Below are 23,151 nucleotides of genomic sequence, written 5' to 3' on the forward strand. Positions count from 1 at the left end.
GAGTAGGGACGACAATGACGGAGCTCACGATCCGTCCGGAGGAGATCCGCGACGCGCTGCAGAAGTACGTCGCCGACTACCGGCCCGAGGCCGCCACCCGGGAAGAGGTCGGCACCGTCGCCGAGGCGGGTGACGGCATCGCCCGCGTCACGGGTCTGCCGTCGGCCATGGCGAACGAGCTGCTGGAGTTCGAGGACGGCACCCTGGGCATCGCCCTGAACCTCGACACCCGCGAGATCGGTGTGGTCATCCTCGGAGACTTCGACAAGATCGAGGAGGGCCAGACGGTCCGTCGTACGGGCGAGATCCTCTCGGTCCCCGTCGGTGACAACTTCCTCGGCCGCGTCGTCGACCCGCTCGGCACCCCGATCGACGGCCTCGGCGACATCGAGGCCGAGACGCGCCGTGCGCTGGAGATCCAGGCGCCGAGCGTCATGCAGCGCAAGTCGGTCCACGAGCCCCTCGCCACCGGCATCAAGGCGATCGACTCGATGACCCCGATCGGCCGCGGCCAGCGCCAGCTGATCATCGGCGACCGCGCGACCGGCAAGACCACGATCGCGATCGACACGATCATCAACCAGAAGCAGAACTGGGAGTCGGGCGACCCGGCCAAGCAGGTCCGCTGCATCTACGTCGCGATCGGCCAGAAGGGCTCGACCATCGCCTCGGTGCGTGGCGCCCTCGAGGAGGCCGGCGCGCTGGAGTACACCACCATCGTGGCCTCCCCGGCGTCGGACAGCGCGGGCTTCAAGTACCTCGCTCCCTACACCGGCTCGGCCATCGGCCAGCAGTGGATGTACGACGGCAAGCACGTCCTGATCGTCTTCGACGACCTGACCAAGCAGGCCGAGGCCTACCGCGCCGTGTCGCTGCTCCTGCGCCGCCCGCCGGGTCGTGAGGCCTACCCGGGTGACGTCTTCTACCTGCACAGCCGCCTGCTCGAGCGTTGCGCGAAGCTGAGCGACGCCATGGGCGCGGGCTCGATGACCGGCCTGCCGATCATCGAGACCAAGGCCAACGACGTGTCGGCCTACATCCCGACCAACGTCATCTCGATCACCGACGGCCAGATCTTCCTGCAGTCGGACCTCTTCGCGTCCAACCAGCGCCCGGCGATCGACGTCGGTGTGTCGGTGTCCCGCGTGGGTGGCTCGGCGATGACCAAGGCGATGAAGGCCGTCACCGGCTCGCTCAAGGTCGACTTGGCGCAGTTCCGTGCCATGGAGGCCTTCGCCATGTTCGCCTCCGACCTCGACGCGGCCTCGCGCCAGCAGCTGGACCGCGGCCAGCGCCTGATGGCGCTGCTCAAGCAGCCGGCCTACTCGCCGTACCCGCTCGAGGAGATGACCGTCTCGCTGTGGACCGGCACCACCGGCCGCCTCGACAAGGTCCCCGCCGGCGACGTGCTGCGCTTCGAGAACGAGTTCCTCGACTACCTGCGCCGCTCGCACGAGGGCATCCTGTCCTCGATCCGCGAGACGCTGAAGTTCGAGGACGACACCGCGTCGTCGCTCGAGGACGCCTACAACTCCTTCCTCGACCAGTTCGAGACCTCGGAGGGTGGCTCGATCAAGGTCGGCCACGAGCCCGAGGCCGAGGCGCTGGAGGACGAGGACCAGGAGCAGATCGTCAAGCAGAAGCGGGGCTGACCCATGGCTCTTTCGGTGCGTGAGTACCGTGCGCGGATCAAGTCGACGGAGTCGATGAAGAAGATCACGCGCGCCATGGAGCTCATCGCTGCGTCCCGCATCATCAAGGCGCAGAACCGGGCTCAGGCCGCCGCGCCGTACGCGCGTGAGCTGACGCGTGCCGTGTCGGCGGTGGCGACGTACTCCAACGTCGACCACCCGCTGACGCGGGAGCCGGAGGACCCCAAGCGGGCCGCCGTGCTCATCGTGACCAGCGACCGGGGTCTGGCCGGGGCCTACTCCTCGAGCGTGCTCAAGGAGGCCGAGCGCCTCGCGGAGAAGCTGCGCGGGGAGGGCAAGGAGATCAGCACCTACCTGTGCGGTCGCAAGGCCGAGGCGTACTACCGCTTCCGGGCCCGTCCGGTCGTGCAGTCGTGGACCGGGTTCTCCGACCAGCCGTCGTACGACGTCGCCCGCGACATCGGCAAGTCCCTGATCGAAGCCTTCCTCGCCGAGGAGGGCAACGAGGCGGTCGACGAGGTCCACGTGGTCTACACGCGATTCCGCTCGATGCTGGTCCAGGAGCCCACCGCGGTGCGGCTCCTGCCGCTGGAGGTCGTCGAGGGCGAGGAGAAGCCCTCCTCCGACGAGGTCCTCCCGCTCTACGAGTTCGAGCCCTCGGCCGAGCACGTGCTGGACGGGCTGCTCCCGCAGTACGTCCAGAGCCGGATCTTCTTCGCCCTGCTGCAGGCGGCCGCCTCCGAGCTGGCCGCCCGCCAGAAGGCGATGAAGTCCGCCACGGACAACGCCGACGAGCTCATCAAGAAGTACACGCGAATCGCCAACCAGGCCCGCCAGGCCGGCATTACCCAGGAAATCAGCGAGATCGTCGGTGGCGTCAACGCGCTGGCCGACGCACAAGCCGGGAGTGAGTGAGAAATGACTGCCATTGTCGAAGAGACCCAGGGGACCGGCTCCGCTGGCGTCGGTCGCATCGCCCGGGTCATCGGTCCGGTCGTCGACATCGAGTTCCCCGTGGACTCGATGCCCGCGATCTACAACAAGCTCGAGGTCGAGCTCGAGCTCAGCGGGGAGAAGAAGATCCTCTCCGCCGAGGTCGCGCAGCACATCGGTGACGGCATGGTCCGCGCCATCTCGCTGCAGCCGACCGACGGCCTGGTCCGTGGTGCGCAGGTGCGCGACACCGGCGGGCCGATCACGGTTCCCGTGGGCAACGCGACCCTGGGCCGGGTGTTCAACACCCTGGGTGAGTGCCTGAACCTCGAGGGCGACGAGAAGCTCGAGGTCGAGGAGCGCTGGGGGATCCACCGCAAGGCCCCCGCGTTCGACCAGCTCGAGTCGAAGACCCAGATGTTCGAGACCGGCATCAAGGTGATCGACCTGCTCACGCCGTACGTGCAGGGCGGCAAGATCGGCCTGTTCGGTGGTGCCGGCGTCGGCAAGACCGTGCTCATCCAGGAGATGATCGCGCGAGTCGCCAAGGACCACGGTGGTGTGTCGGTGTTCGCCGGTGTCGGCGAGCGCACCCGTGAGGGCAACGACCTGATCGTCGAGATGGAGGAGGCCGGCGTCATCGGCCAGACCGCCCTCGTCTTCGGCCAGATGGACGAGCCGCCGGGCACCCGCCTGCGGGTCGCGCTGTCCGCGCTGACGATGGCGGAGTACTTCCGCGACGTGCAGAGCCAGGACGTGCTGCTCTTCATCGACAACATCTTCCGGTTCACCCAGGCCGGCTCCGAGGTGTCGACGCTGCTCGGTCGCATGCCGTCCGCGGTGGGCTACCAGCCGAACCTCGCCGACGAGATGGGCACGCTCCAGGAGCGGATCACCTCGACGCGCGGTCACTCGATCACCTCGATGCAGGCGATCTACGTGCCCGCCGACGACTACACCGACCCGGCGCCGGCCACGACGTTCGCCCACCTCGACGCGACCACCGAGCTCTCGCGAGAGATCGCCTCGCTCGGTATCTACCCCGCGGTGGACCCGCTGACGTCGACCTCGCGGATCCTCGACGCCCAGTACATCGGGCAGGAGCACTACGACTGCGCCATCCGGATCAAGCAGATCCTGCAGCGCAACAAGGAGCTCCAGGACATCATCGCGATCCTCGGTGTGGACGAGCTCTCCGAAGAGGACAAGATCATCGTGTCCCGCGCTCGCCGCATCCAGCGGTTCCTGTCGCAGAACACCTACGTGGCCAAGCAGTTCACGGGCATCGAGGGTTCGACGGTTCCGGTCAAGGACACCATCGAGGCGTTCAACAAGATCGCCGACGGCGAGTACGACCACGTGGCCGAGCAGGCCTTCTTCATGTGCGGCGGTCTGGACGACGTCGAGGCGAAGTGGTCCGAGATCCAGAAGAACCTCTGATGGCCCAGTCGACAACCGAGCGGGGCGACCAGCTGCAGGTTGAGCTCGTCGCCGCCGACCGGACCGTCTGGTCCGGCCAGGCGACGATGGTGATCGCCCGCACGACCGAGGGCGACGTCGGCGTGCTGCGCAACCACGCGCCGCTGCTCTCGCTCCTGGTGCCGGGCGTGGTCGAGATCTCCGCGGTCGACGGCGAGGACCAGGTCGCCGCCGTCGACGGGGGATTCCTCTCCGTGGCCAACAACCGGGTCTCGATCCTGTCCGAGCACGCCGTCCTCTCCCACGAGATCGACGTCGAGCAGGCCCGGGCGGACCTCGAGTCGGCCGAGGGCGACAGCGAGAGCGAGGACGCCGAGGAGCGCGTGAAGCGCGCCGAGGCCCGGATCAGGGCCGCCGAGAAGGCATCCTGACCCGCATGACGACGAGGAGCCGACCCCGGGACCACCCGGGGTCGGCTCCTCGCTTTCTGTCCCGCTAGGGTGAGCACCTCCGCGACCGAGGCGGGGGGAGGAGGGACGGATGCCGGTCTGGGAGTGGCTGCTCGACGCAGCCGGTGCCCTCCTGCTCTTCGTCCTGCTCTACGGCGTCGCGCTCATCGTGCGTCGCCGGGTGCTCTCCCGCAACGGCGGCACCTTCGAGGTCAGCTACCGCGTCCGCCCCGAGAGGGCCGGGCGCGGTTGGCTTCTCGGCCTCGGGCGCTACTCCGGCGAGAGCCTCGAGTGGTTCCGCATCTTCTCGCTCTCGCCCCGTCCCAAGCGGGTCTGGGAACGCTCCACCCTGCAGTACGCCGGCCGGCGCGACCCCGAGGGCGTCGAGCAGATGTCGCTCTACCCCGACCACGTGGTGATCAGCTGCACGACACCGGACGGTGACGTCGAGCTGGCCATGAACCCCTCGTCGCTGATGGGGTTCCAGTCATGGCTCGAGGCTGGTCCTCCCGGCACCGACTGGACCCGGTCACCGCGCTGAGGGACCCGGCCGGCGTCAGGCGGTCGGCCTGCCGTCCTCCCACAGTCGCGGCACCGGGTGGTTGGCCGCGAACATGCCGTGCGGGTCGACGGCGCTGCGGATCCCCTTGAGCTGGGTCCAGACGCCCTCGGCGTACGCCGCCCGGGGGTCGACCGGGTTCTCGGCGAAGTTGAGGTACTGGCGGCCGTTCGCGAACGGTGCCAGCGCCGCGGTGAACCGCGTGGCGTCGACGTGGCCCTGGGCACCCATATCGGGGGTCGCCGCGATCGCGCCGGCGAAGGCGACGAAGGCCGCGTCGAGGTGGGAGAGCACCCCGCCGCCCTCGTGCGGGCGACCGAGCGCACCGCCGAGCTGACGCAGCTCGGCCATGAGCAGCGACGTCGAGGCGTCGGGCCCCACCTCGGCGAGGAACGCGTCCAGCGCCGCCTCGGGGAACGAGTCGAGCATCGCGCTGTCGGAGACGAACGGCGCGCCGCCCTCCGGGTCCATGTGCAGGCGGACCAGCGACTTCGCGGGCACCCGAGCGAACGTGTCCAGCTCGGGGCGCAGGGCCCGCAGGCCGGCCAGCAGCTCCCGACCGCGCTCGTCGGAGCCGAGCACGGCACCGTCGATGACCACGACCTGGCGACCCCGCAGGAAGTCGGGGAGCTCCGGCATCGGCGGCATCCGCAGCGCGCGGAACGACGTGGTGACCTCGTCGGGGGCGCCCGGGGCCCAGGCCGCCCACTCGCGCAGCACGGGCTCGATGCGCGCGAGGTCCCACATCAGGATGCCGGCGTAGGCCGTCTCGATGTCGTACATCCGGAACTCGAGGGCGGTGACGACGCCGAAGCTGCCGCCTCCGCCGCGGACTGCCCAGAACAGCTCGGGGTTGGTGGTGGCGTCGGCGCGGACCAGGGTGCCGTCCGCGATCACCAGCTCCACGGCGGTGAGGCTGTTGGTGGCCAGGCCCAGCTTGCGGGCATACCAGCCGATGCCGCCGCCGAGCGAGTAGCCGGCGATGCCGACGTCGGGGGAGGAGCCGTGCAGGACGGCGCGGCCGTGGGCGGCCGCGGCGTCCACCGCGGGCTCCCACACGGCGCCACCCTCGACGCGGACGATCCCGCGGGCGGGGTCGGCGATGGCGGTGCCCATCTCGGAGGTGCGGACGATGACGACGTCGTCGAGGCCCCGGGCCGCGAGCGGGCCGGCGTTGTGACCGGTGCTCTGGGGAGCCACGCGGAGGCCGCTCTCGGCCGCAACGCGGACGACGGTGGACACCTCGGCGGCGGTCCGGGGGAAGGCGACCGCGGCGGGACGCTGGTCGACGGCGACGTTCCAGGGCAGTCGCGCCGCGTCGTACCCGGGGTCGCCGGGGAGGTGGACGCGGCCGCCGATGAGTTCGCGGAGGGCGGCGGCGGGGGACTGGGTCAGCTCGATGGTCATGACGGTGGTGACTCCTTGTGCGTGATCTGGTGGGTGCTTCATCGGGTGGAGCAACCGTGCCGCGGAGCACTTGGAGGGGACTTCGAGCCGACTTGGAGCCTCGCCACGGCCGTCTGGACAACCCGACGCGTCTGACCGACAAAGGGGACGCACGGGCGGTGGCGGGTCCCTATGCTGCCGACGTGGAGGTGGCAGTCCTCGGACCCGTCGAGGTGACGCTGAACGGGACGCCGGTCGACCTCGGGACGCCCAAGCAGCGGGCCCTCGTCTCCGCGCTGGCGCTCTCGCGCGGCTGGCCGGTCTCGGTGGACGCCATCGTCGACCTGCTGTGGGAGGAGCACCCGCCGCCCGGCGTGACCGCCACGCTCCAGGCCTACGTCTCGCAGCTGCGCCGGGTCCTCGAGCCGGAGCGGCAGCGCCGGGCCCCGGCCACCGTGCTCGTGACGGTCGCTCCGGGCTACGCCCTGCGGGTCCCGGACGACGCCGTGGACGCCCATCGGTTCGAGCAGGCCGTGACCTCCGAGCACCGACGGCTGCAACCGCTCACGGGCCGCGGGCCGTCCCCGCTGTCCGCCGCCGAGCTGGACGACGCGAGCGCCCGGCTCGACGAGGCGCTCGGTCTCTGGCGCGGCACGCCGTACGCCGAGCTCGGCGACGCCGATGCCGCGGTGGCGGAGCGCGCCCGCCTCGACGAGCTGCGCATGCTCGGGCTGGAGGGCCGCGCCGCGGCGGGGCTCGCCCTGGGGAGGCACGGCACGGTCGCGGCCGAGCTGGAGTCGCTGACGGCGGCGCACCCGCTGCGCGAACGGCTCTGGGCGCTCCGTGCGATCGCGCTGACCAGATCGGGACGCCAGGCCGACGCGCTCGACGTGCTGGCCCGGCTCCGCTCGGTCCTCGACGAGGAGCTCGGCCTGGAGCCGTCCGCCGAGCTCCGGGAGCTCCAGACCGCCGTGCTGCGCCAGGACCCCGGCCTCGACTGGGTGCCGCCGGAGGCCGGCGCCGTGACCCCGGCCGCGCCGGTCACCGAGCTGGCGCCCGCCGGGAGCCGGCGCGACCGCTGCCCGAGCCCGTCGCCCCGTGGCCGCTGGCCGGTCGCGACCAGGGACCTGGTGGCGCTGGAGCAGGCGCTGGCCGGGGCCGAGTCGGGGGTGCCGGCGTACGCCGTGCTCACCGGTGAGCCGGGCATCGGGAAGACCCGGCTGGCGGCGGAGGTCGCCCTGCGTGCCCGCGACCGCGGGGCCCGGGTGCTCATCGGGCGCTGCTCGCAGGACGACGGCGCCCCGCCGCTGTGGCCGTGGCGATCGGTCCTGGAGGGGATCGGCGTCGAGCCCGCCTCCGGTGGCGTCGAGGAGGACGAGGGAGCCCAGTTCCGCGCCTGGGAGCGGATCACCAACGCGGTCCGGTCCGCGGCCCGCGAGCGCACGACGGTGGTGGTGCTCGACGACCTGCACTGGGCGGACCGGTCGACGCTGCGGGTGCTGCGGCTGCTGGTCGAGACCGCGGACCCGACGGCCGGTGAGCGGCTGCTGGTCGTGGCGACCTGGCGGCCGCACCCCGAGCCGACCGGGGTGCTCGCCGACGTCGCCGAGACGTTCGCGCGCAGGCATGCCGTGCGGCTCGCGCTGACGGGGCTGCCGGCCCCGGCCGTCGCCGAGCTCCTGGAGCGGGTGAGCGAGACGTCCGTGTCCGACGAGCTGGCCCGGAGCCTGGGTGAGCGCACCGACGGCAACCCCTTCTTCCTGGTGGAGTTCGCCCGGCTGGCGGGGGAGCGGGTGCCGCTCGACGAGCTCTCGGCGTCCATGCCCACGGCGGTGTCGGAGGTGCTGACCCGGCGGCTGACCCGGCTCCCCGACGACACCGTCCGCGCGCTGCGCACCGCGGCGGTCATCGGACGCCAGTTCGACACCCCGACCCTCGCGGCGGCGACCGGCATCGACGAGGACGACCTGCTCGACGTCGTCGAGCCTGCGCAGGCGGCCGGCCTGGTGCGCGAGGACGGCATCGACCGGTTCCTGTTCTCCCACGCCCTGGTGCGGGACACCCTGCGGGCCGGCATGAGCGCCAGCCGGGTGGCGCGCGCCCACGCCCGCGTCGCCGGCGTGCTCGAGGAGCTGGGCGGCCGCGAGACCGAGGTGGCGCGGCACTGGCTGGCGTCGGGTCCGTCGTACGCCGCGCAGGCCTGGCGGGCGGCCGTCGGCGCCGCCGCCGTGGCGCGGCGGCTGCACGCCTACGACGAGGCCGCGAACCTCCTCGAGCAGGCGCTGGGAGCCATGGACGACGACGTCGAGGCCGCACCTCCCGACCGGTACGACGTGCTGCTCGCGCTGATGGACGCCTACCGCTGGTCGGCCGACCTGCCGCACCTGGTGGCCACGGTGGAACGCGCCATCGAGGTGGGCGAGCAGATGGGCGACCCCGAGGCGGTGGCCCGTGCCGCGGTCGCCACGTCACGGGACGGGTTGTGGCGCTCCGCCCCGCCCGGGCAGACGAACGAGACCGTGGTCTCGGCGCTGCGGGGCAGCCTGGACCGGCTCCCGCCGGAGGACGGCGAGCTGCGGTGCCTGACGATGCTCGCGCTGGGCAACGAGCTGTGGGCCCACTCGTCGTTCGAGGAACGGCGCGCGCTCTGCGACGAGGCGCTGGCCATGGCGCGCCGGATCGGTGACCCCGCCCTGAGGCTGTCCGCGGCCCAGATCGCGTTCGTGGCCCTCTGGCACGCCGACACGACCGAGGAGCGCCTCGGGCTGGCCACCGAGGCCCTGGAACTGGCGCGGACGCTCGGCAACGAGCGCGCCCTCGTGGTGTCGGCGACCCTGCGCACGGTCGTGCTCTGCGAGCTGGGCCGCCGCGAGGAGATGCTGGAGGCGATGGAGCTGACGCGCGCCGAGGCGCAGCGGCTGCGGATCTCCTACGCCGAGATGATCCTCGACGGGCTCGAGCTCCCGTGGCAGGCGATGGCGGGGCGATTCGACGTCTGTGAGGACCTCGCTGCCCGGATTCGCGACGTCGCCGGCCGCATCTCGCACGACCACGGCGAGGAGGTGCAGGCCGCGGCGGTGATCGCCGTCCGGCTCTGGGACGGGCACCCGCTCGATGCCGTGCCCGCGCTGGAGGCGCTCGACGCGGGCTACGACTTCTGGCCCACGCTCGCGGTGTTCCACCTGCGCGGTGGGGAGATCGAGCGTGCACGCGCCATGAAGGCCGAGCACCGCGACGACCTCGACCCGGGCGGGCAGTCCGCGCCGCTCAGCTGGGGCCACGCCGCGGAGCTGGCCCTCCAGCTCGACGACCCCGACCTCGCCGGGCGGTGCTACGGCCTGCTGGCGCCCAGTGCGGGCCAGAGCTGCGGCGCGGGCTCCAACCTCGCGAGCGGGCCGGTCGACGCCTACCTCGCGATGGCGGCCGCAGCGACCGGCGAGACCGAGATCGCCTCCCGGCACGCCGACACCGCGGCCGCCCTCGTCGTGCAGTGGGACCTCCCCCTGTTCGGGCGCTGGTTCGCCGACCTGCGGGAGAAGCACGGCTTCTGACCCGGACCTGCCGGCCCGCTCCGCTCAGGTGAGGTGGCGGAACGCCCGCCGGTCCTGCCGCTCGAACCGGCGGTGGGTCAGCCTCCAGACCACCCGCTGCGCCGCTCGCGCCCTGCGCAGCACGCCGCGGCGTACATCTTCGGGCACCTCGTGCAGGGCCCACGGCACCAGGGCCAGGAGCCGGCGGGGCTGCAGCGACTCGACGAAGCGGGCATCGACGGCCTCGAACTCCTCGGGCGTGAGGTGGCGCTGGAGGATGCGCATCGCCTCCCGCTCCTCGTGCGCGAGGTGGCGGCCCAGGCACTCGCGGGCCGCGCAGAGGCGCACGGCGAGGGCGGCGCGGTCGTCGGTCCGGGCGTGGCCGGCCGCGAGCCTCCGCAGCCCGGCCAGGCAGCTCGCCAGGAGCGGGTCGAGCTCGTCGTGCTCGGCCTCCATCGCGCGCAGGGTCTCCTGCTCGGCCGGGTCGGCCCTCTCCACCAGCGCCGGCCACAGCCAGGTGTCCTCGCCGTGGTGGTGATGGTGGAGCGCCTCGGCGAAGACCTCCCAGCGACGCAGCAGCGCGCGCCAGGTGGCGAGCTCGGTCACCGGGGTGCGGGGGACGGCCCGGGCCAGCGCCGCGAGGTCGCGCCGGAAGGCGTGGTGCATCAGGTACATCATCGACAGGTCGACGGGCCCCTCCGGGGCGTCGGCCTGTCCGGGAGGCGCAGCTGGCGCGGCCACGTGGCCTGCTGGTCGGCTCGGTCGGGCGTCGCGGTCATGGTGGGCTCCTCTGGGTCGAACGATCGTCAGGAGCACCGTGCGCCCGCCCTCTTGCACCCGGCTTGGGCCCGACTTGGAGCCCGAGCCGGTGTCCGAGCCGGTGTCCGAGCCGGTGTCTGGGTTGGTGTCTGAGTTGGTGGACGGTCATGAGGTGAGGTGGACTGCACGGGTGCCTGTGGTGTCCGCCGCGCGCAACGCGGTTGCGCTGACCTTCGCCCTCAACGGGTTCTGCTTCGCCGGCCTGGTGTCGCGGATCCCCGACGTGCGCACCGGGCTCCACCTCGACAACGGATCACTGGGGCTGCTGCTCCTCGCCATCGCGGCCGGGTCGGTGCTGGCGCTGCCGTCCAGCGGCCGGCTGATCGTGCGGCTCGGCGCGGCCGGCGTCGTACGGCTGGGGGGTCTGTCGGCCGCGGTCGGGCTGGTGACCTGCGCGGTCGGGGTGGCGGGCGTCGGCTCGGTCGCCGTGACCGCGGTGGGCTTCTTCGCCTACGGCGTCGGCATCGGGGTCTGGGACGTCGCGATGAACGTCGAGGGCGCCGAGGTGGAGCGCCGCCTCGGGCGCACGATCATGCCCCGGTTCCACGCAGGCTGGAGCTTCGGGAGCATCGCCGGCGCCGCCGTGGGCATCCCGATGGCGGCCCTGCACGCGCCGCTTCCCCTGCACCTGGGTGGGGCCGGAGTGCTGGCACTCGGCACCGTGTGGCTCCTCGGGCGCGCCTTCCTGCCGCCGACGGCGGAGCCCGAGACCGCGGGGGTCTCCCGTTCCGCCTGGCGCGAGCCACGGACCCTGGCGCTGGGCGTCATGGTCCTCGCCTTCGCCACCGTCGAGGGGTCGGCCAACGACTGGCTCTCGCTGGCGATCATCGACGGGTACGGCGCGCGGCACTGGGTCGGCGTCCTCGGCTTCTCGGTCTTCGTGACCGCGATGACGACCGGGCGTTTGCTGGGGCCGCTGGCGCTGGACCGCTGGGGCCGGGCCCCGGTGCTCTGGGCGACCTGCGCCGTCGCCGCGGTGGGCATCCTGCTGGTGGTCGCGGGCGGCGGCTGGCTCCTCGTCGGCCTCGGCGTCGTCGTGTGGGGGCTGGGTGCCTCCCTGGGCTTCCCCGTCGGGATGAGCGCCGCTGCCGACGACCCGGCGCGGGCCGCCGCGCGGGTCTCGGTCGTCTCGACGATCGGGTACGCCGCGTTCCTGGCCGGGCCGCCCCTGCTCGGTCAGCTGGGTGACCGGGTCGGCACGCTGGACTCCCTGCTCGCGGTGGCGGCGCTGATGGTCCCGGCCGCGCTGACCGTCGTCGCCGTGCGGCCCGCGCGGGTCGCGCCCGTCTCGGGTTTCGCGGAGACCTGACATGCCCTGGTGGCTTGTGCCGACCGTCCTCGGCCTGGGGTCCGTGGTCGGCGGCGCCCTGGTCGTCCGGCGGGGACGACGGATCGCCGCCGCCGGCGGCGACCGCGGCCAGGCGGTCCGGGGCGCGACGCTGATCGTGCTGGGGACGATGCTGGTGACCTCGGGGTGCACCGCGGCGGCCGTGGTCGGCATGCTCTCCTACGCGCTGAGGTGAGGCCACAGCACCTCGCCGAGTCGGCGCTCGTTGACACTCGGGTGGCGTCAACCTGCGCCGACTCGGCGTTGCGCGGCGTCAATCTGCGCCGAGTCGGCGTTGCGCGACTAGAGCACCTTCGACAGGAACGACCGCGTCCGCTCGTGCTGCGGGTTCGCCAGGACCTCGGCCGGGTCGCCCTCCTCGACGATGACGCCGTCGTCCATGAAGACGAGCTTGTCGCCGACCTCCCGGGCGAAGCCCATCTCGTGGGTCACGACCATCATCGTCATGCCCTCGGAGGCGAGCTTCTTCATCACGGCCAGCACGTCGCCCACCAGCTCGGGGTCGAGCGCCGACGTCGGCTCGTCGAAGAGCATCATGTCGGGATCCATGGACAGGGCCCGGGCGATGGCCACGCGCTGCTGCTGCCCGCCGGACAGGTGCGCCGGGTAGGCGTCCTCCTTGCCGGCGAGGCCGACCTTGGCCAGGTTCGCCCGGGCCACCTCGACCGCCTCGTCCTTGCTGCGCCCGCGCACCCGCTGCTGGGCGATGCACAGGTTGCGCATCACGTTCATGTGCGGGAACAGGTTGAAGGACTGGAAGACGATGCCGATCCTGCTGCGCACTTGGTCGAGGTCGGTCTCGGGGTCGGTGATGTCGACGCCCTCGACCCAGATCGTCCCCGAGGTCGGGTCCTCGAGGCGGTTGACGCAGCGCAGCAGCGTCGACTTGCCCGACCCCGACGGGCCGATCACGCACACCACCTGGCCGTGGTCGACGTGGAAGTCGATGCCCTTGAGCACCTCGTTCTCGCCGAAGTACTTGTGCAGGTCGCGCACCTCGATGGCTCGCCCGGACGTCTGCTGGGGGACCGTCATGTCGTCACCGGGCCCTCTGCTGACGCTTCTCGAGCAACGCGACCAGGCGCGTCAGCGGCAGCGTGATGATCAGGTAGAGGATGGCGGCCTGGATCAGGCTCGTGGACGTGCCCGCCGTCGGCCCGGAGGTGGTGAGGTCGCGAGCGACGCTGGTCAGCTCGCGCTGGCCGACCTGGACACCGATCACGAACAGCAGCGCCGTGTCCTTGATCAGCAGCACGAACTCGTTGGTGAGCGGCGGGATGACGATGCGCAGGGCCTGGGGGAGCACCACCGAGAGCGTGGTCCGTCCGGCGCTCATGCCCAGCGACCTGGCCGCCTCGGTCTGCCCCTTGGGCACCGCCTGGATGCCGGCGCGCAGGGTCTCGGCCATGTAGGCGCCCGCCACCAGGATGAGCCCGATCAGGCCGGCACCCACGAGGCCGCCCGGAGGTTGCCAGTTGAAGGCGATCGGGACGCCGAACGCCATCACCAGGATGACGATCAGCGCCGGGAGCCCGCGGAAGAACTCGATGTAGCCCGTCGCCAGCCACCGGTACGGCGCGACCGGCGACAGCTTCATCAGGGCGAGGAAGATCGCCAGTCCGAAGCCGAAGACGAAGGCGACGAGCGTGTAGACGATCGTGTTCTTGACGCCGATCGTGATGAGGTCGCCCCAGTTGCCGCCACGCTTCCAGCCTGCGGGGTCGAAGAAGTTCGCCTTGACGGCGCTCCAGTCGATGAGTGCCCCCGCGAGGACGACGGCGAGGACGAGGACGGCGTAGAGGATCGCGTCGGTGAGCTTGCGCTTGGTGGTGCGCTTCACGAGCCAACCCTCCGGGACTCCGCCGAGGCCTGCTGCGCCGTCAGCTGGGCGAGAAGTACTTGTTGTAGAGCTGGTCGTAGGTGCCGTTGCTGCGCATCTTCTTCAGCTGCGCGTTGACGTCGTTGACCAGCGCGGTGTTCCCCTTCTTGATGGCGATGCCGTACTGCTCGTTGGTGGAGTAGGTCTGGACGATGGTGAAGCCACCGTCCTGCTGGTGGTTCAGGTTCACCGGCAGGTCCTGGAGCAGCGCGTCGACCTGCCCCGCCTTGATCGCCTGGTACATCTCCGCGTCGCTCGGGAAGCTCACGATGTCCGCGCCGGTGGCGTTCTCCTCGGCATAGGTCTTGCCGGTGGTTCCCTGCTGGACGCCGACCTTCTTGCCGGAGAGGTCGTTGATGCTCTTGATGTCGGAGCCGTTCGGGACCAGGAGCGACTGCTTCGAGTCGTAGTAGCCGTCGCTGAAGTCGAGGTTCTGCTTGCGGTCCGGGGTGATCGTCATCGCGCTGGCCACGATGTCGCACTGGCCGGAGTTCAGCGCCAGGCCGCTCTGCAGCGGGTCGAACGCGGAGTCCTTGACCACCAGCTTGAGGTTCATGCCCTTGGCGATCTCGGAGATGATGTCGATGTCGAACCCCTTGAACCCGGTGGGGGAGGACTTGTCGAAGTCCTCGAACGGCGGGTAGGGGACGTCGGAGCAGTCGGTGAGGGTGCCCGACGTGATCAGCTTGGCCCCGCTGGACGTGGTGCTGCCGCCCCCTCCGCCACACGCGGAGAGCGACAGACCGAGCAGGGAGGCGGCCAGGACGACCGCGGTGCGGCGTGCCTTCATGCCGTCACGCTAGGCCCGAAGAACCCCGTGCGCCTCGTCCGGAGCGGGCGATGGGGCTACCCCGTTCTGGGTACGGGCGCCGGGGTCAGCGCTCCCCGCCGGGCACCCACAGCACGTCGCCGGCCGCGCGGTTGGCGTGGCGGGCCAGGATGAACAGCAGGTCGGAGAGCCGGTTGAGGTAGGTGATCGCCAGCTCGTTCATGGTCTCGGCGTGCTCGCCGTAGGCCGCCCACGCGGACCGCTCCGCACGGCGTACGACGGTGCGCGCGACGTGGAGCAGGGCGGCACCGGGGGTGCCGCCGTTGAGGATGAAGGACCGCAGGTTGGGCAGCTCGGCGTTGTAGTGGTCGCACCACTGCTCGAGCCGGTCGACGTACTCCTGCTCGATGCGCAGCGGGGGGAACTCCGGGTTCTCCACGACCGGGGTGCAGAAGTCCGCGCCCACGTCGAAGAGGTCGTTCTGGATCCGGGTCAGCACCGCGACCACGTCCTCCTCGAGGTCCCCCTGCGCCAGGGCCACCCCGAGGTGCGCGTTGGCCTCGTCGACGTCGGCGTAGGCGTGCAGGCGCAGGTCGTTCTTGGTGGTGGTGCTCATGTCGCCCAGGCGGGTCTCGCCGTGGTCGCCGGTGCGCGTGTAGATCCGGGTGAGGTTGACCATGAGGGGAGAGTAGACGCCTCCCGAGCGACCGCGAACTTTTCGGGATCTTCAGGCAACCCAACCGGGGTGAGCAGCGTCATAGTGGGTACAGAGAGGACATCGACGGGGAGAAGCCGGGGTATCTCTGGCCCTGGGGGAACGGCGACAGACGATGGACATCATGACCGACGGTCCGACGCTCGTGCTCAGCGGGGACTTCGACGTGCGCAGCACCTGGCGGGTGCGCCAGGCACTCTACGACCACCTCGAGGGCCACGACGAGGACGTGGTCGTCGACCTCACCGACGTCGACAGCGTCGACGTCACTGCACTGAAGGTGCTCGCCGTAGCGACCCGCGAGGCGAGCCGTGCCGGACACCACCTCACCCTGCGCGGCTGCGGGCCCGCGGTGCGCCGCCTGCTGCACCTCTCGCACCTGATCCGCGTCGTCGAGGTCGAACGGGTCGCCCGGTCCGCGTGAGGCCGGTCCGCGTGAGTCCCGGCAACGTGTCGGACATCCCACACCGAGGACCGGTTACCTCCGAGTAGTTCTCGTCCTACGCTCGGACCATGACCGAGACGGACCGTCCCGCCAAAGACCGCCCCTGGGTGATGCGCACCTACGCCGGCCACTCGACGGCCGCGGCGTCCAACGAGCTGTACCGCACCAACCTCGCCAAGGGGCAGACCGGCCTCTCGGTCGCCTTCGACCTGCCGACCCAGACCGGCTACGACCCCGACTCGCCGCTCGCGCGCGGCGAGGTCGGCAAGGTGGGCGTCCCGGTGCCGCACCTCGGGGAGATGCGTCGCCTCTTCGAGGACATCCCGCTGGTCGAGATGAACACCTCCATGACGATCAACGCCACCGCGATGTGGCTGCTGGCGCTCTACCAGGTCGTGGCCGAGGAGCAGAACCCCGACCTGGCCCCCGGGGAGGTCGCGGCGAAGCTGGCCGGCACCACCCAGAACGACATCATCAAGGAGTACCTCTCCCGCGGGACCTACGCCTTCCCGCCCGAGCACTCCATGAGGCTGATCGGCGACATGATCGCCTACACGGTCCACCGGATCCCCAAGTGGAACCCGATCAACATCTGCAGCTACCACCTGCAGGAGGCCGGGGCCACGCCGACGCAGGAGCTCGCCTACTCCCTGTGCACCGCGATCGCGGTCCTCGACCAGGTCAAGGCGTCCGGCCAGGTCTCCGAGGACGACTTCGAGAAGGTCGTCGGCCGGATCTCCTTCTTCGTCAACGCCGGGGTCCGGTTCATCGAGGAGATGTGCAAGATGCGCGCCTTCGTCGAGCTGTGGGACGAGATCACCCGCGAGCGGTACGGCGTGCAGGACCCGAAGATGCGGCGGTTCCGGTACGGCGTCCAGGTGAACTCACTCGGCCTGACCGAGGCCCAGCCCGAGAACAACGTCCAGCGGATCGTGCTGGAGATGCTCGGCGTGACCCTCTCCAAGGGGGCCCGTGCGCGGGCGGTCCAGCTGCCGGCGTGGAACGAGGCGCTCGGCCTGCCCCGGCCCTGGGACCAGCAGTGGTCGCTGCGCCTGCAGCAGGTGCTCGCCTTCGAGTCCGACCTCCTGGAGTACGACGACATCTTCGACGGCTCCCCGGTCATCCAGAAGAAGGTGACCGAGCTCGTCGAGGGCGCCCGTGCCGAGATCGACCGCGTCCAGGCCATGGGCGGTGCCATCGCCGCCGTGGACTCCGGCTACATGAAGCAGGAGCTCGTCTCCGCGCACGCAGCCCGGCGGGCCCGGATCGAGTCCGGCGAGGAGAAGATCGTCGGGGTCAACATCTACGAGACCACCGCGCCCTCGCCGCTGACCGCCGACCTCGACCGCCATCCAGACCGCGGATCCGGCGGCCGAGCAGGCAGCGCTCGACAGCGTGGCGGCCTGGAAGGACCAGCGCGACGAGGCCGAGGTCGCCGACGCCCTGGCGAAGCTGGCCGAGGCGGCCAAGACCGACGCCAACCTGATGGGTCCCACCCTGGTCGCCGCCCGCGCCGGGGCCACGACCGGCGAGTGGGCGGGCGCCCTGCGCGAGGTCTTCGGCGAGTTCCGCGCCCCCACCGGGGTCAGCGGTGCCGTCGGCGTCTCCGAGGCGATCGGGGAGGCGGGCGCCGAGCTCGCGGCCGTCCGCGAGAAGGTCAGGGCCACCGGGGACGAGCTCGCCGGGAACAAGGGCGGCCGGCTGCGGCTGCTCGTCGGGAAGCCCGGCCTCGACGGCCACTCCAACGGCGCCGAGCAGGTCGCGGTCCGCGCCCGCGACGCCGGCTTCGAGGTCATCTACCAGGGCATCCGCCTCACTCCGGAGCAGATCGTCTCGGCCGCGGTGGCCGAGGACGTGCACTGCGTCGGCCTCTCGATCCTGTCCGGGTCCCACATGGAGCTGGTGCCCGCGGTCCTCGACGGCCTGCGCGAGGCGGGTCTCGGAGACGTCCCGGTCATCGTGGGCGGCATCATCCCCGACTCCGACGGGCGCCGCCTCCGCGAGCTGGGCGTGGCCGCGGTCTTCACGCCCAAGGACTTCGGGCTCACCGAGATCATGGGCGGCATCGTCGACGTGATCCGTCGCGCCAACGACCTGGACTGAGCCCGGGCCGCTAGCGTCGGGGGATGAGCTCGCTCCAGTGCCCGGCACGGGTCTTCGTCGCGCGCCACGGTGAGGCGGCGTACGAGACCGAGCTCGTCACCGACGACGGCGGCAGCCTCACCCCTGACGGTCGTGAGCAGGCGCGGCGTCTGGCCGAGCGGCTGCGTGACGCCCGGATCTCTCGGGTCTGGACGAGCTCGATGTCGCGGGCGGTGCAGACGGCCGAGATCGTGGCCGCCGAGCTGGGGGTGGACGTGCTGGTCCGCGAGGGTCTGCGTGAGTACGCCGTGGGGGACCTGGCCGGCACCACGCTGAACGAGCGTGCGTACGCGGGCGCGGCGTTCGACGCGTGGCTGGGTGGCGACCCCGAGGCGCAGATCCCGGGCGGGGACCGCATCGACGAGTTCGTCGCGCGCGTCACCGGCTCGCTGGAGGAGGTGGCCGACCAGCACCCGGCGAGGCGGTCCTGGTCGTCAGCCACGGCGGCGCCATCCTGGCCGCGCTGCCACCGCTGGTCGGGATCCCGCCGGAGCGGGTCCGCGGGCTGACGCTGCCCAACTGCGGCGTGATCGAGGTGGAGGCGGACGCCGACGGGTGGCGCCTGGTCCGCTGGGACGGCGACGGAGCCTGATCAGCCCAGTGTCAGCCCGGTATCAGCCCGGGAGGCCGGACAACCAGTCCAGCACGCGAGCCCGGGTCCGGGCCGCCGACCGCTCCAGCGGCAGCGCGCTGCCCGCGCCCCTGACGGTGTGCGACGTGACGCCGGTCGAGGACGTGTAGGACTGGCGCTGCTGCTTCACCGCGGTGCCGCGGTTGAGGGCGTCCCGCCCGCCGAAGAGCAGCAGCACCGGCGCCTCGACCTGACGGGCGGTGAGCGCCGACGTCGCGGCCATCTGGCCCAGGCTCAGCGAGTCCCCGCACGGGTGCTCGTCGCGACGGGCGAGGGCCGCCCGCTGGACGGAGCCCGGGGCGGTCCGGAAGAGCAGGCCGCGGTAGTCCTTGCCGCTGGTGCCGAACTTCACGTAGTCCTCACCGCTGGCGCAGGTGGCCGACTGGCGCGAGGCCTCGTCGACCGCGCGGGAGGAGGCGCCGCTGTCGGTCCACGACATCAGCACCAGCCCGTCCACGTCGTCGAAGGTCGCGGCCTCCACCTGGGCGATCGCGGCGCCCACCGAGTGACCCTGGACGACGACGTGCTCCGCCGCCGGGGTGCCCCGGGTGGAGTCACGGAAGTCGTAGCTGCCCGACCGCAGGTGCTGCACGACCTGGTGGAGCATGTCCGCCTGGGCTCCCAGGCAGGTGGCGTTGCCGTCGCCGAGCCTGCTGGCGCCGTACCCGAGGCGGTCGAGGACCAGCGAGGTCTCGCCGGACCGTGCGAGCCGGCCCGCGTAGTCGTACGCCGGGTGGCCGCGCAGGTGCCAGAACCACGAGCCGGTGGCGAGGTCGTGCACCAGCACGTTCAGGCGGGGGACGCTGGAGCCGAGCACCTCGCGACGCGGTCCGACCAGCTCGGCGCGGAGCACGTAGGACTTGTCGTCGGGCGCGCACGCCACGGGCGTCGCATTGGTGTTCTCGACGTGGAACACGACGTCCCGGCTGACCACCTCCGACCCGTGACCGGTGCCCGCCTCGGCGGGGGAGAGGGGGAGGAGCGTGAGGGCGCCGGCGAGGAGGGCGGCGGACCCGGCCAGCGAGGTCAGGGCGGTCGGGAACGGTCTGCGCACGAGGAGGGCTCCTTGTTGAATGCGTGTCAATAAGGCGACGACGTCAAGGATGCCATACCGGCGGTACGTGTCGCCGCCGCGGCAGGTGGGACGAAGGGTGCGGATGTGACCCGGGTTACGCAACCGTAGGACAGACTCTCACCCATGAGCAGGGTGATCGTGGCCGGCGCGGGCGTCGTCGGGCTGACCTGCGCGCTCCGGCTGCTCGAGGCCGGGCACCGCGTCGACGTGGTCGCCCGGGACCTGCCGCTGGAGACGACCTCGGCCGTCGCGGCGGCGATCTGGTACCCCTACCGGGCCCTGCCGCAGGACCGCGTCTCGGCCTGGGCGGCCACGTCGTACGCCGTCTTCGACGCCCTGGCCGCCCCCGAGGAGTACGCCGGGTCGCCCGAGGCCGGAGTGCGGATGGTGCGCGGCACGGAGGTCTTCGCGCGCCGCCAGCCCGACCCGTGGTGGCGTCCGGCGGTCCCGTCGCTCGACCGGGCGTCGCTGCTGCCGGAGGGCTACGTCGACGGCTGGACCTTCACCACCCCGATCGTCGAGATGCCGATCTACCTGCGGTGGCTGACCACACGCGTCGAGGAGCTCGGTGGCACGGTGACCCGGTTGAACCTCCGCGCGCTGCCGGAGGGGGCGGACGTGGTCGTCAACTGCTCGGGCCTCGGCGCCCGGCTGCTCGGTTCCGATCGGACCGTGGTGCCCGTCCGCGGCCAGGTCGTGTACCTCGAGCAGGTCGGGCTGGACCGGTGGTGGCTGGACGGCGCCGGACCGACCTACGTCGTGCCCCGCGAGCACGACATCGTCGTCGGCGGGACCGACCAGGAGGGTGACTGGAGCCGGACCCCCTCGCCGGAGAGCGCGACGGACATCATCGAGCGGGCGTCCCGGCTGGTGCCGGAGCTGCGCGGGGCGCCGGTGCTGCGGCACAAGGTCGGGCTGCGACCGGTGCGGCCGGCCGTCCGGCTCGAGCGCACCGGCCACGTCGTGCACTGCTACGGCCACGGCGGGGCGGGCGTCACCCTGAGCTGGGGGTGCGCCGACGAGGTGGTGGCACTCGTGTCGAACGGCTCGGAGGCATGATGGACGGCATGGCTGAGCCGACGTCGGGCCGCACGCTGGTGCTGCTCAGGCACGCCAAGTCGGACTGGTCGGGCGGCGAGCCCGACGTGCGGCGTCCGCTCGCGGAGCGGGGACGCCGGCAGGCCCCCGAGGCGGGCCGCTGGCTGGCCTCGAACGTCGGCGGCATCGACCTCGCGGTCGTCTCGCCCGCCACCCGCGCCCGCAGCACGTGGGACCTCGTGGCGGCCGAGCTCGAGGCGCCGCCGCAGGTCCGGGTGGACGAGCGGGTCTACGCCGCGGACGAGGAGGAGCTGCTCGAGGTCGTGCGCGGGTTGGACGCCGACCTCGGCGTCGTGGTCCTGGTGGCGCACAACCCGGGGCTGGAGGACCTCGCCGCGGAGCTGGTGGGGGAGTGGGTGCCGATGAAGACCTCGGCGCTCACCGTCCTCACGCTGACCGGCTCGTGGGCCGACGCCGGTCCGGGGGATGCGACGCTGCGCGCGTCGGGACGGCCGCCTGTAGGCCACGACGACGTCTGAGCGCGGCGGCCTCAGAGCCGGACGACGCCCACGACCGCGGACGGCGGGATGGCGCCGTAGACGTGAGGGAACGTCTCGGTCATGCCGGGCGCCGGCACCTCCTCGACGACGGGCACGGCGAGCAGGTCGGTGTCGATCTCCAGCAGCACCAGGGGCTCGGTCACCTCGCTGTAGAACGCAGCCCGTACGCCCTCCCACTGGTCGGCCCGGCTGGCGTGGATGTAGCCCTCCTGCTCGAGCGTCACGCCCAGGGTCGAGGTCGTGTAGGCGCCGGACTGCTGCGCCGAGTCCCAGTCGCTCAGGGTCGCGATGTGGAAGATCCGCATGCTCACTTCTCCCAGACCGACACGTGGCTCGGGCTCTCGCTCGTGAACGGCGACCGGTCCCAGCCGGCCCAGCGCTCACGCAGCCGCAGGCCCGCGATCCGGGCCATCAGGTCCAGCTCCGCGGGCCAGACGTAGCGGAACGGCACCGAGTTCCGCCGGTAGGTGGTGCCGTCGAAGGTGTAGTGGTGGGAGAAGAGCCGCTGCGTGGCGACGTCGTACTCGTCGAAGCCCAGGTGGGTCTCGGTGTGGTCGAAGGTGCGGAACACCTCGCCCGGTGGCAGCCGCTGCAGGATGGGCATGCCGGTCTCGACCACGAAGCAGCCGCCGGGCTCCAGGTGGGCGGCGGCGTTCTCGAAGCACCGCACCTGGTCGTCCTGGGTGAGCAGGTTCATGATCGTGTTGAACACGAGGTAGACGAGCCCGAACCTGCCGGCCACCCGGGTGGATGTCATGTCCCCGATCGTCACGTCGATGCACTCCGCGCCGGGCTTCACCCGCAGCTGCTCGACCATGGCCGCGGAGAGCTCGATCCCGCTGACCCGCACTCCGCGGGCGCTCAGCGGCAGGGCGACGCGCCCGGTGCCGATCGCGAGCTCCAGGGCGGGCCGGCCGCCGGCGAGGCCGACGAGGAAGTCCGCCGTCGGGTCCAGGACCTCCGGCGCGAACATCCGGTCCTCGGAGCGGTCGTACTGCTCGGCGACGACGCCGTCGAAGTAGTTGTGGCGCATCCGGCCATCGTGGTGGGCGCTGGCCCCCGAGGGCCACCGGTTATCGGTCAGAAGAGCCGGTGCTCGGAGTCGTCGATGCCCCGCAGCGCGTCGTAGTCGACGACGGCGCAGGCGATCCCGCGGTCGGTGGCCAGGACCCGGGCCTGGGGCTTGATCTCCTGGGCGGCGAAGATGCCGCGCACCGGACCCTTGGCGGTGAGCAGCGGCTCGCGGTTGAGCAGCTCGAGATAGCGGGTCAGCTGCTCGACCCCGTCGATCTCGCCGCGGCGCTTGATCTCGACCGCCACGCTGAGCCCCTCTGCGTCACGGCACATCAGGTCGACCGGGCCGATCGCCGTCGGGAACTCCCGACGGACCAGCGTGAGCCCGGGGGAGAGGGTCGCGGGATGCTCGGCCAGCAGGGCCTGGAGGTGCTTCTCGACGCCGTCCTTCTGCAGGCCCGGGTCGAGCCCGAGGTCGTGGGAGGAGTCGTGGTGGACCTCCTCGAGCAGGATGCGCAGGGTGTCATCCGGCCCCTTCGACGTGCCCCGACTCGTGACCGTCCACTCGACGGTGCCGTCCTCGGTGACGCCCTCGCGGAGCGTGCACGGCGGCGACATCCAGTTCAGCGGCTTGTACGAGCCGCCGTCGGAGTGCACGAGCACCGACCCGTCGGCCTTGATCATCAGCACCCGCGTGGCCATGGGGAGGTGCGCCGTCAGGCGTCCCGCGTAGTCGACCTGGCAGCGCGCAACGACGAGTCTCACGGGCGAGGAATCTACAGTGGTCG

The 23,151-nt window shown here is 71.8% G+C and carries 22 protein-coding genes and 2 pseudogenes; 14 read left to right on the plus strand and 10 right to left on the minus strand.

The annotated features are described in order from the left end of the window. Positions 1–14: 14 nt before the first annotated feature. From atpA to H0S67_RS08710, 5 genes are all read left to right on the plus strand, one after another. Complete coding sequence (gene atpA, locus H0S67_RS08690; protein WP_180936264.1) at positions 15–1,652, plus strand: F0F1 ATP synthase subunit alpha; 1,638 nt, start codon at positions 15–17, stop codon at positions 1,650–1,652. A 3-nt stretch (positions 1,653–1,655) separates the two neighbouring features. Beyond that, positions 1,656–2,567: a F0F1 ATP synthase subunit gamma gene (locus H0S67_RS08695; RefSeq protein ID WP_180936265.1), complete on the plus strand. Its 912-nt coding sequence runs from the start codon at positions 1,656–1,658 to the stop codon at positions 2,565–2,567. Positions 2,568–2,570: 3 nt separating this feature from the next. Next, positions 2,571–4,025, plus strand: a complete 1,455-nt coding sequence (gene atpD / locus H0S67_RS08700; protein ID WP_180936266.1) for a F0F1 ATP synthase subunit beta — start codon at positions 2,571–2,573, stop codon at positions 4,023–4,025. Next, positions 4,025–4,435, plus strand: a complete 411-nt coding sequence (locus H0S67_RS08705) for a F0F1 ATP synthase subunit epsilon (RefSeq protein ID WP_180936267.1) — start codon at positions 4,025–4,027, stop codon at positions 4,433–4,435. Before atpD ends, H0S67_RS08705 begins: the two co-directional genes overlap by 1 nt. Before the next feature lie 109 nt (positions 4,436–4,544). Then, a complete protein-coding gene (locus tag H0S67_RS08710; protein WP_180936268.1) occupies positions 4,545–4,994 on the plus strand; it encodes a DUF2550 domain-containing protein in 450 nt (149 codons plus the stop codon). Between the two features lie 15 nt (positions 4,995–5,009). On the opposite strand, the gene H0S67_RS08715 is transcribed toward H0S67_RS08710, so the two are convergent. Next, positions 5,010–6,419, minus strand: coding sequence for an FAD-binding oxidoreductase (locus tag H0S67_RS08715; RefSeq protein WP_180936269.1), 1,410 nt, complete (start codon positions 6,417–6,419; stop codon positions 5,010–5,012). 182 nt (positions 6,420–6,601) lie between these two features. Between H0S67_RS08715 and H0S67_RS08720 the strand changes: the two genes are divergently transcribed. Beyond that, a complete protein-coding gene (locus H0S67_RS08720) occupies positions 6,602–9,949 on the plus strand; it encodes an ATP-binding protein (RefSeq protein WP_180936270.1) in 3,348 nt (1,115 codons plus the stop codon). Positions 9,950–9,973: 24 nt separating this feature from the next. Here H0S67_RS08720 and H0S67_RS08725 read toward each other — a convergent pair whose 3' ends face one another. Further along, positions 9,974–10,669: a hemerythrin domain-containing protein gene (locus H0S67_RS08725; RefSeq protein WP_219635583.1), complete on the minus strand. Its 696-nt coding sequence runs from the start codon at positions 10,667–10,669 to the stop codon at positions 9,974–9,976. A 208-nt stretch (positions 10,670–10,877) separates the two neighbouring features. Here H0S67_RS08725 and H0S67_RS08730 point away from each other — a divergent pair, with 208 nt between their 5' ends. Both H0S67_RS08730 and H0S67_RS08735 read left to right on the plus strand, forming a co-directional pair. Further along, positions 10,878–12,056, plus strand: coding sequence for an MFS transporter (locus tag H0S67_RS08730; protein ID WP_180936271.1), 1,179 nt, complete (start codon positions 10,878–10,880; stop codon positions 12,054–12,056). 1 nt (position 12,057) lies between these two features. Next, positions 12,058–12,270, plus strand: a complete 213-nt coding sequence (locus tag H0S67_RS08735) for a hypothetical protein (RefSeq protein WP_180936272.1) — start codon at positions 12,058–12,060, stop codon at positions 12,268–12,270. A 107-nt stretch (positions 12,271–12,377) separates the two neighbouring features. Here H0S67_RS08735 and H0S67_RS08740 read toward each other — a convergent pair whose 3' ends face one another. The 4 genes from H0S67_RS08740 to H0S67_RS08755 form a co-directional block, all read right to left on the minus strand. Next, entirely contained in the window at positions 12,378–13,130 is a 753-nt protein-coding gene (locus tag H0S67_RS08740; protein WP_180936273.1) for an amino acid ABC transporter ATP-binding protein, read from the minus strand. 4 nt (positions 13,131–13,134) lie between these two features. Beyond that, positions 13,135–13,935 carry an amino acid ABC transporter permease gene (locus tag H0S67_RS08745; RefSeq protein ID WP_180936274.1) on the minus strand — a complete coding sequence of 267 codons (801 nt, stop codon included), beginning with the start codon at positions 13,933–13,935 and terminating at the stop codon, positions 13,135–13,137. 40 nt (positions 13,936–13,975) lie between these two features. Beyond that, complete coding sequence (locus H0S67_RS08750; RefSeq protein WP_180936275.1) at positions 13,976–14,764, minus strand: basic amino acid ABC transporter substrate-binding protein; 789 nt, start codon at positions 14,762–14,764, stop codon at positions 13,976–13,978. 85 nt (positions 14,765–14,849) lie between these two features. Further along, positions 14,850–15,422 (minus strand): cob(I)yrinic acid a,c-diamide adenosyltransferase, encoded by a 573-nt coding sequence (locus tag H0S67_RS08755; protein ID WP_180936276.1) that lies wholly within the window; start codon positions 15,420–15,422, stop codon positions 14,850–14,852. A 160-nt stretch (positions 15,423–15,582) separates the two neighbouring features. Here H0S67_RS08755 and H0S67_RS08760 point away from each other — a divergent pair, with 160 nt between their 5' ends. The 4 genes and pseudogenes from H0S67_RS08760 to H0S67_RS08770 all read left to right on the plus strand — a co-directional run bounded on the left by H0S67_RS08760 (position 15,583) and on the right by H0S67_RS08770 (position 18,637). After that, on the plus strand, positions 15,583–15,882 hold the full coding sequence (locus H0S67_RS08760) for an STAS domain-containing protein (protein ID WP_246355229.1): 300 nt from the start codon (positions 15,583–15,585) through the stop codon (positions 15,880–15,882). A gap of 131 nt (positions 15,883–16,013) precedes the next feature. Further along, a pseudogene (locus H0S67_RS08765) lies at positions 16,014–17,162 on the plus strand (methylmalonyl-CoA mutase family protein); the annotation flags it as partial. Positions 17,163–17,298: 136 nt separating this feature from the next. Further along, entirely contained in the window at positions 17,299–18,006 is a 708-nt protein-coding gene (locus H0S67_RS24745; RefSeq protein WP_281368980.1) for a cobalamin B12-binding domain-containing protein, read from the plus strand. 23 nt (positions 18,007–18,029) lie between these two features. Further along, positions 18,030–18,637 (plus strand): annotated as a pseudogene (locus H0S67_RS08770) (histidine phosphatase family protein). A gap of 22 nt (positions 18,638–18,659) precedes the next feature. Here H0S67_RS08770 and H0S67_RS08775 read toward each other — a convergent pair. Beyond that, positions 18,660–19,730 (minus strand): alpha/beta fold hydrolase, encoded by a 1,071-nt coding sequence (locus tag H0S67_RS08775; RefSeq protein WP_180936281.1) that lies wholly within the window; start codon positions 19,728–19,730, stop codon positions 18,660–18,662. 144 nt (positions 19,731–19,874) lie between these two features. Between H0S67_RS08775 and H0S67_RS08780 the strand changes: the two genes are divergently transcribed. Together H0S67_RS08780 and H0S67_RS08785 are read left to right on the plus strand one after the other, a co-directional pair. Continuing rightward, positions 19,875–20,810 (plus strand): FAD-dependent oxidoreductase, encoded by a 936-nt coding sequence (locus tag H0S67_RS08780; protein ID WP_180936283.1) that lies wholly within the window; start codon positions 19,875–19,877, stop codon positions 20,808–20,810. An 8-nt stretch (positions 20,811–20,818) separates the two neighbouring features. Then, the gene (locus H0S67_RS08785; protein WP_180936284.1) at positions 20,819–21,328 is read left to right on the plus strand and encodes a SixA phosphatase family protein; all 510 of its coding nucleotides are present in this window, start codon (positions 20,819–20,821) and stop codon (positions 21,326–21,328) included. Positions 21,329–21,339: 11 nt separating this feature from the next. Here H0S67_RS08785 and H0S67_RS08790 read toward each other — a convergent pair whose 3' ends face one another. Genes H0S67_RS08790 through nucS form a run of 3 tightly spaced genes read right to left on the minus strand, consistent with a single transcriptional unit; the run spans position 21,340 to position 23,128 of the window. Further along, positions 21,340–21,654 (minus strand): DUF952 domain-containing protein, encoded by a 315-nt coding sequence (locus H0S67_RS08790; RefSeq protein ID WP_180936285.1) that lies wholly within the window; start codon positions 21,652–21,654, stop codon positions 21,340–21,342. Positions 21,655–21,656: 2 nt separating this feature from the next. Further along, entirely contained in the window at positions 21,657–22,382 is a 726-nt protein-coding gene (locus H0S67_RS08795) for a class I SAM-dependent DNA methyltransferase (protein WP_180936286.1), read from the minus strand. 47 nt (positions 22,383–22,429) lie between these two features. Then, positions 22,430–23,128 (minus strand): endonuclease NucS, encoded by a 699-nt coding sequence (nucS, locus tag H0S67_RS08800; protein ID WP_180936287.1) that lies wholly within the window; start codon positions 23,126–23,128, stop codon positions 22,430–22,432. Positions 23,129–23,151: the final 23 nt, after the last annotated feature.

Origin of the sequence: Nocardioides ungokensis, from assembly GCF_013466985.1 — a bacterium.
In the GTDB taxonomy this organism is placed as follows: Bacteria; Actinomycetota; Actinomycetes; order Propionibacteriales; family Nocardioidaceae; genus Nocardioides; species Nocardioides ungokensis.

Excerpts from the sequence above, each read along its gene's own strand:
- atpA (WP_180936264.1), top strand. The coding sequence starts at position 15 with ATGACGGAGCTCACGATCCGTCCGGAGGAGATCCGCGACGCGCTGCAG.
- H0S67_RS08695 (WP_180936265.1), top strand. The coding sequence starts at position 1,656 with ATGGCTCTTTCGGTGCGTGAGTACCGTGCGCGGATCAAGTCGACGGAG.
- atpD (WP_180936266.1), top strand. The coding sequence starts at position 2,571 with ATGACTGCCATTGTCGAAGAGACCCAGGGGACCGGCTCCGCTGGCGTC.
- H0S67_RS08705 (WP_180936267.1), top strand. The coding sequence starts at position 4,025 with ATGGCCCAGTCGACAACCGAGCGGGGCGACCAGCTGCAGGTTGAGCTC.
- H0S67_RS08710 (WP_180936268.1), top strand. The coding sequence starts at position 4,545 with ATGCCGGTCTGGGAGTGGCTGCTCGACGCAGCCGGTGCCCTCCTGCTC.
- H0S67_RS08715 (WP_180936269.1), bottom strand. The coding sequence starts at position 6,419 with ATGACCATCGAGCTGACCCAGTCCCCCGCCGCCGCCCTCCGCGAACTC.
- H0S67_RS08735 (WP_180936272.1), top strand. The coding sequence starts at position 12,058 with ATGCCCTGGTGGCTTGTGCCGACCGTCCTCGGCCTGGGGTCCGTGGTC.
- H0S67_RS08740 (WP_180936273.1), bottom strand. The coding sequence starts at position 13,130 with ATGACGGTCCCCCAGCAGACGTCCGGGCGAGCCATCGAGGTGCGCGAC.
- H0S67_RS08750 (WP_180936275.1), bottom strand. The coding sequence starts at position 14,764 with ATGAAGGCACGCCGCACCGCGGTCGTCCTGGCCGCCTCCCTGCTCGGT.
- H0S67_RS08755 (WP_180936276.1), bottom strand. The coding sequence starts at position 15,422 with ATGGTCAACCTCACCCGGATCTACACGCGCACCGGCGACCACGGCGAG.
- H0S67_RS08760 (WP_246355229.1), top strand. The coding sequence starts at position 15,583 with ATGACCGACGGTCCGACGCTCGTGCTCAGCGGGGACTTCGACGTGCGC.
- H0S67_RS08780 (WP_180936283.1), top strand. The coding sequence starts at position 19,875 with ATGAGCAGGGTGATCGTGGCCGGCGCGGGCGTCGTCGGGCTGACCTGC.
- H0S67_RS08785 (WP_180936284.1), top strand. The coding sequence starts at position 20,819 with ATGGCTGAGCCGACGTCGGGCCGCACGCTGGTGCTGCTCAGGCACGCC.
- H0S67_RS08790 (WP_180936285.1), bottom strand. The coding sequence starts at position 21,654 with ATGCGGATCTTCCACATCGCGACCCTGAGCGACTGGGACTCGGCGCAG.
- H0S67_RS08795 (WP_180936286.1), bottom strand. The coding sequence starts at position 22,382 with ATGCGCCACAACTACTTCGACGGCGTCGTCGCCGAGCAGTACGACCGC.